Genomic DNA, 18359 nt, shown 5'->3' on the forward strand with positions numbered 1-18359 from the left:
GCTAATTTGTTATTATAATCAAGTCGACAGCGAGCGACAGTAAATAAAACAGCTGCGGAAGTGTCGGAACTGGCAGACGAGCAAGACTAAGGATCTTGTGATCATTGCGATCGTGAGGGTTCGATTCCCTTCTTCCGCATTATTTAAAACGTATAGGAAACCTTGAGGTTTCCTTTTTTTTTATCTAAAATTAAGAATTTTAAATTATATTACGGGGTAGATTATATTTTTTGAAAATTAGGAGGTAAGGTATGTCAAGTACTTCACATGCTTTAGAAATTAAGAATCTTTACTATAGTAAAGGATATTTTTCAATTAAAGATTTAAATTTGTATGTTGATTCGAATGAGGTGCTAGGAGTTTATGCTTCGCCTGGTATGGGAAAGACAACACTTGCGATGCTAATTGGTAATGCCTTAGAGCCAGAATATGGAGAGATTTTATATTTTGGGCAAAGTATGAGAGATGACGAGATTTTGATAAAAGAGAAAATATCTATTATATATGACACACCTAATTTTAATCTAAATTTGAAGATAGAAACATTAGCTAAGGCAATCAAAAAATTAGACAAAAATTTTGATTTTGAAAATTTTTTGCTTGATGCTAAAAGAGAAAAACTAGATTTTAAAACTAGATTAAAAAATTATTCTAAGAGTGATTTAAAGGTTTTGTCACTTTTGATAGCCTTAAATCGAAACACACAAATTCTCGTTTTAGATGATTTGAAAATAGGAATAGAAAAAGATAAAATAAACCAAATAAATAATTTGATTAAAGAAGCAATATTAAAGAAAAAATTAGCTATTTTATTTTTGACAAGCGATAAAGATGCTATAAAGCAATTGGCAGATCGCATATTTGAGTTGAATTCAAAAATGAGTTAGAATTAAAGATAATGCTATAAGATTGTATTAGAATAGTGCTACAAGAAGTTATTAGACAAGTACTATGAGATAGTATTAGATATAGTGATAACAGAGATAATTTTAGAGGAAGAATATTATGCTTAGATATTTTCAGTTAAAAGGAAGAGGAGAAGAAACGGAAATTCATGCAATAGTTTCGTTGTTACTTGCAATTTATTGTATGATTTTTTCGAATGAATTAATAGGAGGAATGGGAGGTCTACCAATATGGTCAGGAATATTACTTTCTTACTATATAATGAGACTTGTGGCAAAGTCTAAAAGTAACATTTGCCATACGCTTCCGATAGGTAGTCGAAAAGAAGTTGATTATATTTTGTGTGGCTATATATTAATTTTTATGGTTTCGTGGGGAATTGTAAAAATAATGGTAGTTGCTTCACGAATGATTGGATGGTCGAACCTAAATGGAATGTCCCCAGGCGAGTATATTGATTCAATTTATGGTAGCTCGTTGTTTGAAAGATGGGCGTATTTTATAGCATGGATTATTGTGGCAGCATTTGCAATATCACTTTTTCCGCTTGTAGTAATAAAAACAAAAAGATTTTTTATGTTGTATTTATTGATTGATAGTGGAATATTTTATGTTGTATGTAAAGTTATAATTGTGACATGTGGAAGCTTTTTACCACAGAAGAATCGAAGAATGCATATTAAAACATTATTAGATTATATGCTTGTATGTCATATGCCAAGACGACTTGTGGCAACAGGAATAATAGGTTTGATGGGCATAGGTCTTGCACTTATTGTTCTGCTTGTAAGAAAAATAAGTCATGTGATATATGCTCCTAGTAAGGTTAATACCTCGAATAAAAAACTAAAAAAAATAAAAGAGTATATTGAACTGAGTCAAGAAGAGAAAAAAGCACATAAAATTAAAAAACTAAAAATTACTGTTAGTGTATTATTTGCTATTTTTTGCTTAGGCGTTGGTTTGGTAAAAATTGGTAAAATAATAAAATACAACATTCAAGACGAAGAAGGTGTTTCTTATGTTAAAGTGGCAGAATGCTTGACGAATGATAAAGCTTTTGGACCAATTTGCTATAAGAATAAAATTTATGTTCCTATAGATGAGACCTTTAATTTTGACAAAAATGGAGGCAAACCTCTTGGATATTTAGGATATAAAGGCCAAAATTGCCAAACACAGTTATATAAGTTGACAATTGGAAACATGTTATACAAAAACATGAATGACGATCCGAAATATAAGTACTGCTTAGAGATGAGTGGGGCTGATTATAATTCATATAAACGAGTTGATAAAGTTGAAAAAGAGGCATTTTATAAGCAAGATAAGGTTTTTGTCTTGTGGGATGAAGACTGGATAAATGAAACTAGCTATGGTGCAGACAAAACAGGATATACGATCATCGAGAAAGGTTTTGTTGAAAGACTAGTTGAAAGATTTGGTAAAATTAAATACAATCCCAATGATTTTAAAAGCTATGATACATATTTTACTATAAGAAGCTATCAAGAAAGTAAAAGTGTAAATGGATCCGAAATAGTAAATGGAAACTGGGTAGGATGTATTTTGGTGAAAAATAATAAATTCTACTTTGGAAATTATAAAAATCAAATAACAGGAATTGAATTAAAGGAACTTTTAGATATTTTAGGAGGCAACATTAATCAGCCATTGAAAACAATAAAAAAATAATTTTTTTCAAGAAAAAAAGGAAATGGCATTTTAGTATAGAATATTAATAGTGTAGGTTGTTCTCTAAAGCGTTTTTTGAAGAAGGAGTTGTAAAAATGACTATTCGAGAACAAATAGAAAAGATGGAAAAAGAGAACTTAAGTCAATTTGCATGCTTAAGTATTAATTCTAAAGGTCGTCTAGTTCAAGAAGAACAATGTGATATTCGTCCTGTTTTTCAAAGAGATAGAGATAGAATACTTCACAGTAAATCTTTTAGAAGATTAAAAAATAAAACACAAGTTTTTCTTACCCCAAAGGGCGATCATTATAGAACAAGATTATCACATACCTTAGAGGTATCTCAAAATGCTAGAACGATTGCAAAAGCTCTCAGATTAAATGAAGATTTAGTTGAGGCGATAGCACTAGGACATGATTTAGGACATACGCCTTTTGGACATGCGGGAGAGTTCGTTTTAAATAAGGTATATGAAGGTGGTTTTGAACATAATGTTCAAAGTCTAAGGATAGTGGATAAACTTGAGAAATCAGGCAAAGGATTGAATCTAACTTGGGAGGTTAGAGATGGTATTTTAAACCATCAAACGCATACTAAACCTCATACTTTAGAAGGTAAGATTGTTAGATTGTCAGATAAAATTGCATATGTTAATTCGGATTTTGATGATGCAATACGTGCAAAAATTTTGTGCGAAGATGATATACCTCTTGAAATCCGAAAGACTTTGGGATATGATACTAAAAGTCGTTTAGATCATCTTATTCATGATATTATAATTAATAGTATGGATAGGGATGATATTGTGTTGTCAAAAGAGACAAATGAGGCTCTGTTTGACTTAAGAAAATTTATGTTTAAAAATGTGTATACTAATCCGGTTGCAAAAAGAGAAGAAGGAAAAGCAATGGCACTTTTAGAGCAACTCTACTACTACTATATGGAAGGTAATCATATAGAACAATTGCCAAAGAAGTATTTAGATATGTTAGAAGATGGTACTAAAAAAGGCAGGGTAGTTTGTGATTACATCGCAGGAATGACCGATCAATTTGCAATTAGCACATTTAGTAGTCATTTTTTGCCGAAAGAATGGCAAGTTGGCGATAGTTAAAAGTGTAATGTTAGTAAAAATAACGTGAAAAAACGGTGCTGACGTGATTTTTTTGCAGGAAGGAGGACTTAGATGCCGTTTTATTCAGATGATTTAATAGAAGAAGTAAGACAAAGTAATGACATAGTTGATGTAATAGGTAATTACGTTAGATTAAAAAAGAAGGGTAGTTCCTATTTTGGCTTGTGTCCGTTCCACAACGAAAAAACAGGATCTTTTTCAGTTTCTCCTAATAAGCAGATGTATTATTGCTTTGGTTGTGGAGCAGGCGGTAATGTTTTTACGTTTTTAATGCAATATGAGAACTTTTCATTTAAGGAGTCCATGGAATATCTCGCAGAAAGGGCAAATATAACATTGCCTCAATATGAAATGACTGCCGAACAAAAGATGAAGGCAAATGAGAAGGCTGTATTGCTTGAAATAAATAAAGAAGCGGCTAAGTATTTTTATACGCTACTTCGTTCCCCAAGAGGTGAGATGGCTAGTAAATATTTTGAAAAAAGGCAATTATCACCTGAAACAATGCGTAAGTTTGGACTTGGATATTCGGACCAATATAGCGACGATTTGTACAGATATTTGAAACAAAAAGGATATGATGATGAAATTCTAAGACAATCTGGTTTAATTACTATCAAAGAATCTAAAGGTGTTTATGACAGATTTTGGAATAGAGCTATGTTTCCTATTATGGATGCGCACAACAAAGTTATTGGCTTTGGTGGGCGTGTTATGGGAGATGGTGAACCTAAATATCTTAATTCACCAGAAACAAAGGTTTTTGATAAAGGACGAAATTTGTACGGCTTAAATTTTGCTAGAGCAAGTAGACGAGAATATTTATTGTTATGTGAAGGCTATATGGATGTTATTTCATTACATCAGGCTGGTTTTGATAATGCAGTTGCATCACTAGGAACTGCATTAACGAGTGGACATGCAAGTTTGTTAAAAAGATATACTAAGGCAGTTTATCTTACGTACGATAGTGATGGGGCAGGAGTTAAAGCTGCTCTTAGAGCAATTCCAATTTTGAATGAAGTTGGAATTACCACAAAAGTTATCAATATGAAACCATATAAAGATCCAGATGAATTTATTAAAAATCTTGGAGCTGAAGAATACGAAAAGAGGATTCAACAGGCAGAAAATAGTTTCATGTTTGAAATTAGAATTCTTCAAGATAACTTTGATTTAAATGATCCAGATGGAAAGACTAAGTTTTTCCAAGAGGTTGCAAAGAAGTTATTAGGCTTTTCAGAAGAATTAGAAAGAAACAATTACATAGAAGCAGTAGCTAAAAAATACCATATTTCTTATGAAGATTTAAGAAAAATGGTTGTAAATATGGCAATAAAGCTTGGTGGCTATAAGAGGCCACAAGAGATTAGAAATAGCCACACAGTAAAAAAACAAAGAGAAGATGGCATGAGACAATCCCAAAAACTTATGCTTACTTGGCTTATTGAAGATGAAAAGTTATACCCTATTATTAAAAAATATATAAGTCCAAGTGATTTTACCCAAGAGCTTTATCTAAAGGTCGCAACTGAAGTGTTTAGTCAATACGAAGAAAGTGGTGTAGTTAACGCCGCTAGAATTATAAGTATGTTTGATAGTGAAGAAGAACAACGTGAGGTTGCATCACTTTTTAATGCTAAAATTCAAAAATTATCTTCAAAAAGTGATAAGGAAAAGGCATTAAAAGAGACAGTAATAAGAATAAAGCAAAATAGTATTTCAGTACGTTCTAATGCATTAGACCCAACAGATCTAAAAGGATTGATGGAAGTTATTAATGACAAAAAAGAACTTGAAAATATAGAAAAAATGCAATTTAGTCTTTAAAGTTAAATTTACTTTTAAGGCGAAAAGAAAGTTGAGAGGAAGTTAATAATGGCAAACAAAAAAGTAGCAAAAAAGAATTCAAAAGCTTTAACCCCAGAAATGATTGAAGATTTTCAAAAAAGACTTCAAGAATTGAAAAGCTTGGCTAAAAGAAAGAATAACATCTTAGAATATAATGAGATTAGTGATTTCTTTGAAGATATGCAACTAGATGCTGATAAATTTGAACTTGTACTTGATTATTTAGAAAAAAACGGTATCGACGTATTAAGAACACATGATGGTGATACTGACGCATATGACATTGATGATGATGCACTTTTAAGTAGTGATGAAGATGATGTTGAGATGGAAAATCTCGATTTATCTATTCCAGAAGGTGTAAGCGTTGAAGATCCAGTTCGTATGTATTTAAAAGAGATTGGTAAAGTTCCACTTTTAACAGCTGATGAAGAAATTCAATTAGCCAAAAGAATGGAAGATGGACAGGCAGCAATTGAACCATTAAAAGAACTTAAGAAACAACTTTTTGAAGCAGAATTAGATGTAGACAAAATAGAACTTAGAGAAAAAATTAAGCCTTTACAGTTAGCTGTAGATAGAGGTTCTGATGCTAAGAAGAGATTAGCTGAAGCCAACCTTAGATTAGTAGTAAGTATTGCTAAAAGATATGTTGGTAGAGGAATGCTTTTCCTTGATTTGATTCAAGAGGGAAATCTTGGTCTTATCAAAGCAGTAGAAAAGTTTGATTATAATAAAGGATATAAATTTTCAACATATGCAACATGGTGGATTCGTCAAGCTATTACAAGAGCTATTGCTGATCAGGCAAGAACAATCAGAATTCCAGTACATATGGTAGAGACTATTAATAAACTTATTAGAGTATCAAGACAGCTTCTTCAGGAATTAGGAAGAGAACCATCTCCTGAAGAAATTGCAAAAGAATTAAATATGCCAGTAGAAAGAGTTAGAGAAATCTTGAAGATTTCACAAGAGCCAGTATCTCTTGAAACTCCTATTGGTGAAGAAGAAGATTCACATCTTGGAGACTTCATCCGTGATGAAAATGTACCTGTTCCAGCAGAGGCAGCAGCATTTACATTACTTAAAGAACAATTAGGAGAAGTTCTTGGAACTTTAACTGAAAGAGAACAAAAAGTTTTGACTTTACGTTTCGGACTAGAAGATGGACGTGCGAGAACTCTAGAAGAGGTAGGTAAAGAGTTCAATGTTACAAGAGAACGTATAAGACAAATTGAAGCAAAAGCTTTAAGAAAACTGCGTCATCCTAGCAGAAGCCGTAAATTAAAGGATTATTTAGAGTAAAATGTTAAAGTTGTCAAAACGTATGAGAGCAGTTGCTGCTATGGTTACGCCTGGTAATATTTTAGCAGATGTTGGAACAGATCATGGATATGTTCCAATTGCTCTTATACAAAGAGAAAAAATACCAAAAGCTATTGCGGTTGACATAAATGAGGGACCACTAAAGAGAGCAAATGAAAATATTAATTTATACGGAATGCAAGATTCTATCGAAACACGTATTTCTGATGGTGTTGAAGCATTAAAAGTAAACGAAGTTGATAGTATTTTGATTGCAGGAATGGGTGGCGAGCTTACAATACATATTTTGACAGAAGGCGAAGAGATATGTCGCAATGCGAAAGAACTTATTCTACAGCCACAATCAGAGGTTAGAAAAGTAAGACAATACCTCAGAGTAAATCGTTATAAAATTGTTGATGAGGATATGATTTTGGAGGATGGAAAATATTATCCAATCATCAAAGCGATTCCGGTTGATCAAGATGACTTTTGGTTAGACAAAAATGAAAATGTAATCACTACATGTGATATCTACGGACCATTACTTCTTAAAAATGGTAATCCGGTTTTAAGAAAATTTTTGGTTCATCAGTATAGAAAATTGACATTTATATTACAATCCTTAGTTTTACAGCAGGATTCTGAATCAGTTAGAAAGAGAAAACAAGAAGTGTCACGAGAAATACACTATAATGAATCTGCATATTCAATTTTGGGGGCGATAAAGAATGCAGGAAATTAATGTAGTTGTCAAGCTTTCTAACGGAGAAGAAAGAGTGACATTAAATAAAAACACAACATTATTAGAATTAGCACAAAAATTTCAAGATAAGTTTTCAAGACCTATTATGTTAGCAATATGCAATGGTAGGTTGCGAGAACTTGCAAAAGAAATAAAAGGAGATTCAACAATCTCCTTTTTAACAATTGAAGATAAAGACGGTAGACGTACGTATGAAAGAGGCGTCGTTTTTTTGATGCAAAAGTCCATAGATAATATCTGGGGAATCAAAAATAATAAAGTTCGAGTTTGTTATTCATTAGGTAAAGGTCTGTATTGTGTGTTCACGCATGAAAAACCAACACAAGAAAATTTAGATAAATTAAAAACAGAGATGAAAAAAGTATGTAAACAATGTATTCCGATTAAAAAAGAATCTCTAAAAAGCGTTGAAGCAGAAGAGCTTTTTAAGAATATTCAAATGACGGATAAGGAGAGATTATTACATTACAGACGTTCATCAAGGGTTAATATATATGATTTAGATGGCATGAAAGATTATTCATATGGATACATGGTGCCTAATACAAGTTTCTTGAAGTATTTTGATTTGATTCCATATAAAGAGGGCTTTATTTTGCAATTGCCAGGACCACATAGTACAGAAATTGAAAAATTCGAACCTTATGATAAATTATTTTCTGTTATGAAAGCTTCGAAACAGTGGAGTAATATGTTAGGATTTGGTACTATTGGCTCGCTTAATGATGAAATTTCTAATGGTCGTGGAGAAGATATTATTTTAGTACAAGAAGCTTTGATGGAAGAAAGAATTGGAAAAATAGCTTCTACAATAAGTGAAGATCGTAGAAAAAAATTTATTATGATAGCAGGACCATCCTCATCAGGAAAAACATCTTTTTCACACCGTTTATCAATACAATTATCGGCAAAAGGAATAACACCTCATCCAATAGGTTTAGATGATTACTATGTTGATAGAGTAGATACGCCAAAGGATGAAAATGGAAATTACGATTTTGAATGTTTAGAAGCTTTAGACATAGATAAGTTTAATGAGGATATGATAGCTTTATTAAATGGCGAGGAAGTCATGATGCCAACATTTAATTTTAAAACAGGTAAGAGAGAGTATAGAGGTAATACATTAAAATTAGGCGAAAATGATGTTCTTGTTATAGAAGGTATACACGGATTAGATGATCGACTTTCATATTCTTTACCAATAGAAAGTAAATTCAAAATATATATATCAGCATTAACTCATCTTGCTATTGATGAATTAAATCCTTTACCAACAACAGATGGAAGATTGCTTCGAAGAATCGTAAGAGATGCTAGAACAAGAAATACAACAGCAAGAGAGACAATAGCAATGTGGAAATCCGTAAGAAGAGGTGAAGAAAAATATATCTTCCCATTCCAGGAAAATGCAGACGTTATGTTTAATTCAGCATTAGTTTATGAAATTGCTGTATTAAAAGTTTATGCAGAACCTCTTTTATTTGGAATTCCAAGAGATTGTCCAGAATATTTTGAAGCAAAAAGATTACTTAAACTATTAGATTACGTAGTGCCTTTACCTGCTGATAGCGTAAATAAAAATTCTTTGTTACGTGAGTTTATAGGTGGAAGCTGTTTTAATGTTTAGATTATATTAAGAGAAATTGTACTTGAAAAAATACCAAAAGAAGAGTATAATTAAAACGTTAATATGCAGGACAGGTGATCGCAGCTGCTAGTACCGAAAGGTCGCAGGTGAGGAAAGTCCGGGCTTCATAGGGCAGGATGCCGGTTAACGGCCGGTAGGGGAAACCCTCAGGACAGTGCAACAGAAATAAACCGCCACATTAGTGGTAAGGGTGGAAAGGCAGTGTAAGAGACTACCGCCATTTTGGTAACAAGATGGGCACATGTAAACCCCATTTGAAGCAAAACCGAATATAAGCGTTGACGTGGCCCGCTAGCTTAAGGTAGGTTGCTTGAGGTAATTGGTAACAGTTATCCTAGATAGATGATCATCCACGACATAACCCGGCTTATCGTTCTGCTAAGTTACATTATAATTGATTTGAATATTTAAAAATGGTTGGGTTTTCCTAACCATTTTTTATTTTGTGTTGTTTTATTTTACATTACGAATTATAATATGATAGTATAGGTTTGTTATGCAGTTAAATGTTGTAACAAATTAGACATTATAAAGACAATATGATTTATTAAATTGAGATTTAATATAGATTTACTGAATGTATGCATTTTTAAAGAAAAGATATGCAAATATTGAGTAATTAAAAATTTAATAGGTTAATATAAATAAAATAGGGAAAGGTGGTTAAGATGAGAGAAGATTATAGAGAAGTAGATTCGGATAGCATTGATCAAAATGATAATTCTAAACTCAATTCGAGTAATAATACAGAATTTGAAAAAAATATAGATGTTGATTCTCAAAAGAATAATGTTAATCAGGATTCTTTTGAAAAAAATAATAAAGATATTGATAGTGACAAGTACGAAACTGACGGGGCAATAGATAATCATTCGGATAAAAATGTCAAGAACAATCAGAATGATAATCAAGATAAAGATAAAGATGATGATGATTATGAAGAAGTATGTTCATTTTGTCGTAGGCCAGAAAGTGTAGTTGGTAAGTTATTACATATTCCAAACGCTTTTAGTTTATGTACTGATTGTATGCAAAGAACTTTAGATATGATGAAGACTACACCTAATAGAATGGATGATCCGTTTTTAAAATATGGAGAGTTTTCAGATATTCCAGGTGTTAGCTTTTTGAATCTAAGTGATTTAAAATCTGATGTACCTAAAAGTCAGAGATTAAAAAAACGCACCAAAGAAGTAAAAAAAGAAAAACCTGTTTTAGACATTAATTCTATTCCAGCACCACATAAAATTAAAGAAAAATTAGATGAATATGTAGTTGGACAAGATTATGCTAAAAAGGTAATGTCTGTAGCTGTTTATAATCATTATAAAAGAGTTATGGATGATAAAAATAAAATAGATGACGGTATAGAAATCGAAAAATCTAATATGTTAATGATTGGACCAACAGGTTCGGGTAAAACATATTTAGTTAAGACATTAGCTAAGTTATTAGATGTACCATTAGCTATTACAGATGCAACATCTCTTACAGAGGCTGGTTATATCGGTGATGACATTGAAAGTGTTGTAAGTAAATTACTTGCAGCGGCAGACAATGATGTAGAAAGGGCAGAACATGGTATTATTTTTGTAGATGAAATTGATAAGATTGCAAAGAAAAAGAATACTAACCAAAGAGATGTAAGTGGAGAGTCTGTTCAACAGGGAATGCTAAAACTTCTAGAAGGAGCTGAGGTAGAAGTCCCAGTTGGTGCAACTAGTAAAAATGCGATGGTACCAATGACAATGATAAATACAAAAGATATTCTATTTATTTGTGGTGGTGCTTTCCCAGGAATAGAAGACATTATTAAAGAAAGATTAAATAAGCAGGCATCGATTGGATTCCATGCTGATTTAAAAGATAAATACGATAAAGATGATAATATTTTACAAAAAGTTACAGTAGAAGATGTTAGAAATTTTGGTATGATTCCAGAGTTTATTGGACGTTTACCTATTCTTTTTTCTCTAGAAGCTTTAACAGAAGATATGTTGGTTAAAATATTGTCAGAACCAAAAAATGCTATTATTAAGCAATATATTAAATTGCTTGATATGGATGAGGTTAAGCTAGAATTTGAAGAAGATGCGCTACGTTGTATTGCTCAAAAAGCTAAGGAGAAGAAAGTTGGTGCAAGAGCGTTAAGAGCAATTATTGAAAAATTTATGCTTGATATAATGTTTGAAATTCCAAAGGATGATCAAATTGGTAAAGTGACAATAACAAGAGATTATATTGAGAACAAAGGTGGCCCAGTTATTTCTCTTAGAGAAAATTAGATTTTTTTGAGTTTGAAATTTAGACCCAAAAACAGACAAGCAAGACATACATTAAGATTTATATAAAGGAGTTGTAAAATTGAAAATTATACATTGTGCAGACATTCATCTAGACTCTAAGATGACTACAAATCTTACTAATGAACAAGCTAAAGAGCGCAGAGATGAATTACTAAATACATTTTCCAAAATGGTGGATTATGCAAAACAAAATGAAGTTAAAGCTATTTTAATAGCAGGTGATTTATTTGATACAAGAAACATTTCGGCAACAGCAAGAAATGTTGTAAAAGAAGCAATTTTAGGATATCCAGACATTGATTTCATTTATTTAAAAGGAAATCATGATCATGATAACTTCCTTTCAAATTTAGAAGATTTACCAGCTAACCTAAAATTATTCTCTAATAAAGAGTGGAGAGCATATGAGTATGGAGATATCGTGATTACAGGACTTGAATTATCAGATGATAATCAATACTCTGTATATAATGATTTGAAATTAAATCCTGAAAAATTTAACATTGTGACTTTACACGGACAGATTAGAGAGGGAGAAGGAAGCCCAAGAGACTTTAATGTTAACCTTGATAATTTAAGAGGTAGAAATATTGATTATTTAGCATTAGGTCATATTCATTCATATGAAGAAGATGATTTAGATGCAAGAGGAAGATATTGTTACCCAGGTTGTTTAGAAGGACGCGGTTTCGACGAATGTGGTAAAAAAGGTTTTGTTTTATTAGAAATCGATGAAGAAACAAAAGAAGCAAATACACAATTTGTACCATTTGCAAAGAGAAATGTTCATCATTTAGAAGTGGATATTTCGGGTGTATATACAACTATTGAAGCGTTAGTTAAAGTAGAAGATTCTTTAAGACGTAAGGAATACACAGAGACTTCAATGGTAAAAATCACATTAACAGGTACAGTTGATGTTGAAAGTGATATTAATACTAGAATTATTGAAGGCAAATTAGAAGGTAAATTCTACACTGTAAAAGTTGTAGATGGAACTTCCCAAACAGTAAAATATCAAGACTATGAAAGAGATAGATCACTTAAAGGTGAATTTATTAGATTAGTCTTAAACTCAGATGAAAACGAATTTGATGATAAAGACAAAAATGCCATTATTAAATGTGGCATAAAAGCATTACTTGGGGAGGACTTATAATGAGATTAATTAAATGCCACATTGATAATTTTGGTAAATTGCAAGATAAAGATTATAGTTTCAATAAATCATTAAATGTATTTAATGGTGAAAATGGAAGCGGAAAGAGTACATTTGCGGCCTTTTTAAAAGCAATGTTATATGGTTTTGATAATAAAAAGGAAAAAGGCGCTTTCGAAAAAGAAAGAAATATTTACAAACCTTGGCAAGGTGGAAATTACGGTGGAGAGTTAGAGTTTGAGCATCAGGATAAAATCTACAAAGTAGTTAGAAAGTTCGGAAATACTGAAAAAACAGACGAATTTCATATTTATGATATGAATACTAACATGGAAGTCGATTGTTTTACAAAACATCTTGGTGATGAATTATTTGATTTAGATAGAAATTCTTTCGCAAAGAGTATTTTTATTGGACAAAATGATTGTAATTTTTCAACTTCAGATCAAATTAATGCTAAGTTAGGTAATGTAGTAGAAAGTACAAATGATATTAATAACTACGAAAATGCACAAAAAAAATTAAAAGATGTTGTAAATAAATTATCGCCAACTAGAAAAACTGGATCAATTAGAAAACGTAAAGATCAAATTGATACTCTAAGAATTGAATTAAGAGAATTAGAAAGTAGAGAAGCAGAATACAAAAAAGTTGCAACTTTAATGGAAGATCAGCAAAACAAACGTATTCTTTTAGAAAAAGAACGTGCAAAACTTACAGAAGAACAAAAATATGTAAGTGAGGCAGGAACTAAAATTGCAGAGCAAAATAACTACAAGCAATTGTGTGATATTGAAGATGAAAAAACAAAAGCCTTTGAAGAGGTTGATAATTTCTTTGAACATGAATGTCTAACTGATGAAGAAATTGCTAAACTTACTTCAGATGTCCATGATTTAGTAAAACAAGGACAAAGTGCTGATGTATATAAATTATCTAATGAAGAACAAAAAACATATGATGAATTAGGAGAACGTTTAAATAACGGTGCTGCTGATGAAGCTATGTTATTTGAAGCTATTGCCGGCAATATTGAGTCAATCGAAGAAACAAGAAAGTTAAAGGCACAGCTTTCAGATAGTAGAGTTGAACTTACTAATTTAGAAAATTTATTCCAGACAAATGAGGCAAAACGTAATCAAAATATTCCAAAAGTAGAAAGTGCAGGTAAAAATGTATTTTTTGCTGCAGTTGTTTCAGCTGTAATAGCAGTTGTATTCTTGATTTTTGCAGTAGTAAATGTGTCTAAAAAATCAGTATTTACACCATTTATTGCAGTAGCAATTATTGCTATGATTTTTGCAGTTGTATTTATGTTAACAGCAAAGAAACAAAAACGTTCTGCAGAAATTGATTTAGCAAGATACATGCAAAACAAACGTGATGAAGATGATAGAGAAATGCGCTCACTTTCTGCATTAAGAATCAAAATTGAAGAAATGGAAAATAAAATTGCATCTATTAACAAAGAGATTAGTGCGTTTTTATTTAGTTACGAATTAGGCGTTGAAAGTGAAGAAAAATATCAAACAATGCTTTATGAATTAAGAGGTTTAAAAGAAACTTATGATGATTTACATCAAAAAGATGTAACATATCATAACGCAAGACGTGATTATGAAATTTTAAATAGAAGAATCTATGATTATTTACGTCAGTATTTTGAAGAACTTGATAATACACCAGAAGATTATACAGAAAAAATCTCATTTTTAACAAATAAAGTTACTGAGTATAAATTAGCTAAAGATGCAATGGAAAATGCAAAAAAAGCTAGAAAAGTATTCAAAGAAGCTCATGATGATGAAGATCTTGCAGCAGAATTTAAGATCAATCACAGTTTAGAAGAATTAAACAGACGAATTGATGAGATTGATGCTAATTTAAATGAAATTAGAGATGATATTGAAAAATATAATCGTCATATGAATGATTTGTCAGATCAGCTTGACGAAAGAGACGAAAAATTAGAGTTACTTGATACTCTTGAAAAAGAACAAGAAAAAGAGCAAGAGTATTATAATGTTGTTGAAAAGACAATTGAATTTTTAACACAGGCAAAAGAACAATTTACATCAAGATATAAAACACCAGTTGATAACGCATTTAAAAAATATTATCAGCATATAACAGGTGAAGATAAAGAAAACTGGCAGTTAGACGCTAATATATCTATCAAAATGAAACAAGAGGGTGTATATAGAGAAGTTGATTGGTTATCAGCGGGATATAAGGACTTAGTAGGTGTTTGCATGAGACTAGCACTTGTTGAGGCAATGTTCCCATTAGATAAATCATTCTTAATTTTAGACGATCCATTTGTTAATTTAGATGAGGATAAATTAGAGAAAGCAAATGATTTATTAAATATGATAAGTCAAGAATATCAAGTGATTTACTTTACTTGTCATAGTTGTCGTATGCCACGATAGGTTTTATAATAAAGCATCTATAGTTATTGTATAAAAACAAAGCTATAGATGCTTCAATTATATAAGCAATAAATTTATTCAAAACAATAAACAATTTAGAAAGGATGTTTAAATGAGTCAAAAGAAACAGGGAATTGTATTAATAATTATGGCTGGATTTTTCTTTTCCATAATGACACTTTGCGTTCGTGCTTCAGGAAATCTGCCAACCATGCAAAAGGCTTTTTTTAGAAATGCAGTAGCAGCTATTATAGCCTCTGTAACATTGATTAGAAGCAAAGAAGGATTTAAAATAAAAAAATCCAGTTTAGGTGATCTTTTTGCAAGATGTTTTTGTGGAACCTTAGGATTGATTTGTAACTTTTATGCAATTGACAAAATAGGATTAGCTGATGCTAATATCTTAAACAAATTATCACCTTTTTTTGCAATAATTTTTTCTTTTATAATTTTAAAAGAAAAGGCAAATAAAGTTGAGTGGAGCTGCGTAATTATAGCTTTTATAGGAGCTCTTTTTGTAATAAAACCAAATGGCAATATAAATATGGTTTATTCGCTTATTGGAGCACTTGGAGGGTTAGGCGCTGGTATTGCATATACATTTGTTAGAAAATTAGGAAAAAAAGGGGAAAGAGGACCAATTATAGTATTTTGTTTCTCGATGTTTTCATGTTTAACAATACTACCATTTTTGATTGTTAGTTATAAGCCAATGACAATTCAGCAGACATTAATTTTGATAGGTGCAGGATTAGGCGCAGCAGGAGGACAATTTACAATAACAGCGGCTTATACTAAGGCACCAGCAAAAGAAATTTCAGTTTATGATTATACACAGATTATATTTGCGGCTATGTGGGGATTTTTCTTCTTTGGAGAATTACCAGATTGGCTAAGCATTACAGGTTATGTTATAATCATAGGCAGTGCAATATATAAATGGTATTATGTGTTAAAAAATGAAAATAAAACACAATAATTTTTAGTTAGAGTAGGAGATTAGATGAAAATGTTTAAATTTAAAAAGGTAGAAGGCGGAGTGTGTGCTTCGCAAGGATTTGAAGCAAATGGATTAAATTGCGGACTTAATCCGGTTAAAGAAAAAAACGATTTAGGAATTATTTTTTCAAAAGAAGAGTGTCAGACAGCTGCTGTATACACTCAGAATAAAGTAAAGGGAGCTCCTATAATCGTTACAAAGGAAAATCTAAAAAAATCAAATAATATTTCTCAAGCAGTAATCGTAAATAGTAAAAATGCAAATACTTGTAATGCAGATGGAAAAGAAAAAGCAGAAGCAATGTGCAAATTAATTGCGGATGAACTACAAATTCCACGAGAACGAGTAATTGTTGCGTCTACAGGTGTAATCGGCCAGGTTTTACCAATTGAGCCTATTAAAAGTCATGTGTCTGATCTTGTTAAAGGTCTATCGAAAAACGGTAATATTGAAGCAGCTCATGCAATAATGACAACAGATACAATAAAAAAAGAATATGCAATTCAGTTTGAATTAGATGGTAAAGTCTGTACAATCGGAGGTATGGCTAAGGGAAGTGGAATGATTCATCCTAATATGGCTACTACCTTGAATTTTGTTACAACTGATATAGCGATTGACGAATCACTTTTGCAAGAAGCCCTAAATAAGATTGTTAAAATTACATATAATTGTCTTACAGTAGATGGTGATACCTCAACGAATGACATGCTTTGCGTTATGGCAAATGGTTTAGCCCAAAATAATAAAATAACAAGCAAAGGGGAAGAATTTGATATTTTTTGCGAAGCGTTGTATGACGTACTTATGAATTTGACCAAAATGCTTGCAAAAGATGGAGAGGGAGCATCAAAAATGATAGAGTGTACTTGTAAAGGTGCAAGTAGCTTAGATATTGCTATAAAAGTAGCCAAAAGCGTTGTTGGTTCATCGCTATTTAAATGTGCAATTTTCGGTGAAGATGCCAATTGGGGAAGAATTTTATGCGCAATAGGATATACCGATGCCGAATTCGAAATTAATAAAGTTGATGTGACTTTAGCATCAAAAGCAGGTGAGATTGTAGTTTGTCAAAACGGAAGTGGAGTTGAATTTTCGGAAGAAAAAGCAAAAATAATTCTTGAAGAAGATGAAATTTATGTAAACGTTGATTTGAAACAAGGTCATGAAGAGGCAAAAGCCTGGGGATGTGATTTGACATATGAATATGTCAAAATTAATGGAGATTATCGTTCATAAAAAATCAAGATAAATTATATTAAAATAAAAATTAAAAGCTTAAAATATATTTAGAGTCATTAAATCTTAATAAAAAGAGGTGTAAAAATGAGTTTTGAAAACAAAATTATTGGATTTATAGGCTGTGGAAATATGGGATCTGCAATGATTTCAGGAATTCTTGAATCAAAACTAGTGGAAAGTAAAAATATTTTTGCAGCTGTAAAATCTAAGGAAAGTGCGTTAGACAAAGAAAACAAACTTGGAATAAAGGTTTGTTGTAACAACGCTGAAGTGGCCCAAAAATCAGATATTTTATTTTTAGCAGTAAAACCACAATTTATGGATGAAATATTAGAAGAAATAAAAAATGAAGTATCAAATGATACCGTAATAATTAGTATTGCAGCCGGAAAGGATATTAACTATTACGAAAAGAAACTTGGTGAGGATAAAAAAATAATTCGTGCTATGCCTAACACACCTTCAATGGTAAAAGAAGGAATGATGGGCATATGTATAAATTGTAATGTCCAAAAAGAAGAAATTGATATGGTAAAAGAATTGTGCATGGGATTTTCTAAAACAGAAGTTGTACCAGAAAATTTGATGGGAGTCGTAACTGCAGTCAGTGGAAGTTCACCAGCATATGTATTTATGTTTATAGAGGCGATGGCAGATGCTGCAGTTTTAGGAGGTATGCCTAGAAAGCAAGCATACGAGTTCGCGGCACAAGCAGTGTTAGGAAGTGCAAAAATGGTACTAGAAACTAAAAAACATCCTGGTGAATTAAAAGATATGGTATGTTCACCAGCAGGCACAACAATTCAAGCAGTAAAAACATTAGAAAAAGAAGGCATGAGAAGTGCAGTTTTTGAAGCTGTTGAAAAATGTATTGAGGCATCGAATGGTTTGAAATAAAAAATTTTAC

At 31.5% G+C, this 18359-nt stretch carries 13 protein-coding genes, 1 tRNA gene and 1 other RNA gene; all 15 read left to right on the top strand.

The window, feature by feature from the left end:
- Positions 1-54: 54 nt before the first annotated feature.
- The 15 genes from BMY79_RS05525 (at position 55) to proC (ending at position 18349) form a co-directional block, all read left to right on the top strand.
- Positions 55-139: transfer RNA gene (locus tag BMY79_RS05525), tRNA-Leu, on the top strand.
- Between the two features lie 112 nt (positions 140-251).
- Positions 252-887: an ATP-binding cassette domain-containing protein gene (locus tag BMY79_RS05530; protein WP_074730546.1), complete on the top strand. Its 636-nt coding sequence runs from the start codon at positions 252-254 to the stop codon at positions 885-887.
- A gap of 118 nt (positions 888-1005) precedes the next feature.
- Positions 1006-2601, top strand: coding sequence for a hypothetical protein (locus tag BMY79_RS05535; protein ID WP_074730547.1), 1596 nt, complete (start codon positions 1006-1008; stop codon positions 2599-2601).
- A gap of 95 nt (positions 2602-2696) precedes the next feature.
- Positions 2697-3716 (top strand): deoxyguanosinetriphosphate triphosphohydrolase, encoded by a 1020-nt coding sequence (locus BMY79_RS05540; RefSeq protein WP_022748709.1) that lies wholly within the window; start codon positions 2697-2699, stop codon positions 3714-3716.
- Positions 3717-3788: 72 nt separating this feature from the next.
- A complete protein-coding gene (gene dnaG / locus BMY79_RS05545; RefSeq protein WP_022748708.1) occupies positions 3789-5567 on the top strand; it encodes a DNA primase in 1779 nt (592 codons plus the stop codon).
- A 48-nt stretch (positions 5568-5615) separates the two neighbouring features.
- Positions 5616-6896, top strand: a complete 1281-nt coding sequence (gene rpoD, locus BMY79_RS05550; protein ID WP_022748707.1) for an RNA polymerase sigma factor RpoD — start codon at positions 5616-5618, stop codon at positions 6894-6896.
- Position 6897: 1 nt separating this feature from the next.
- Positions 6898-7641 carry a tRNA (adenine(22)-N(1))-methyltransferase gene (locus BMY79_RS05555; RefSeq protein WP_022748705.1) on the top strand — a complete coding sequence of 248 codons (744 nt, stop codon included), beginning with the start codon at positions 6898-6900 and terminating at the stop codon, positions 7639-7641.
- Positions 7628-9292: a nucleoside kinase gene (locus BMY79_RS05560; RefSeq protein ID WP_027422032.1), complete on the top strand. Its 1665-nt coding sequence runs from the start codon at positions 7628-7630 to the stop codon at positions 9290-9292. Before BMY79_RS05555 ends, BMY79_RS05560 begins: the two co-directional genes overlap by 14 nt.
- Before the next feature lie 62 nt (positions 9293-9354).
- Positions 9355-9699, top strand: an RNA gene (rnpB, locus tag BMY79_RS05565) — RNase P RNA component class A.
- 282 nt (positions 9700-9981) lie between these two features.
- Positions 9982-11598 (top strand): ATP-dependent Clp protease ATP-binding subunit ClpX, encoded by a 1617-nt coding sequence (clpX, locus tag BMY79_RS05570; protein ID WP_083383480.1) that lies wholly within the window; start codon positions 9982-9984, stop codon positions 11596-11598.
- A 79-nt stretch (positions 11599-11677) separates the two neighbouring features.
- Positions 11678-12778: a metallophosphoesterase family protein gene (locus BMY79_RS05575; RefSeq protein WP_022748701.1), complete on the top strand. Its 1101-nt coding sequence runs from the start codon at positions 11678-11680 to the stop codon at positions 12776-12778.
- Positions 12778-15210, top strand: a complete 2433-nt coding sequence (locus BMY79_RS05580) for an ATP-binding protein (RefSeq protein ID WP_022748700.1) — start codon at positions 12778-12780, stop codon at positions 15208-15210. The genes BMY79_RS05575 and BMY79_RS05580 overlap by 1 nt, the downstream gene beginning before the upstream one ends.
- A gap of 112 nt (positions 15211-15322) precedes the next feature.
- Entirely contained in the window at positions 15323-16189 is an 867-nt protein-coding gene (locus tag BMY79_RS05585) for a DMT family transporter (protein WP_027422035.1), read from the top strand.
- A gap of 30 nt (positions 16190-16219) precedes the next feature.
- Positions 16220-17449, top strand: coding sequence for a bifunctional glutamate N-acetyltransferase/amino-acid acetyltransferase ArgJ (argJ, locus tag BMY79_RS05590; RefSeq protein WP_081642823.1), 1230 nt, complete (start codon positions 16220-16222; stop codon positions 17447-17449).
- A gap of 87 nt (positions 17450-17536) precedes the next feature.
- Positions 17537-18349, top strand: coding sequence for a pyrroline-5-carboxylate reductase (proC, locus tag BMY79_RS05595; RefSeq protein ID WP_029067247.1), 813 nt, complete (start codon positions 17537-17539; stop codon positions 18347-18349).
- Positions 18350-18359: the final 10 nt, after the last annotated feature.

It is taken from the genome of Lachnobacterium bovis (genome assembly GCF_900111325.1).
GTDB lineage: Bacteria > Bacillota > Clostridia > Lachnospirales > Lachnospiraceae > Roseburia > Roseburia bovis_A.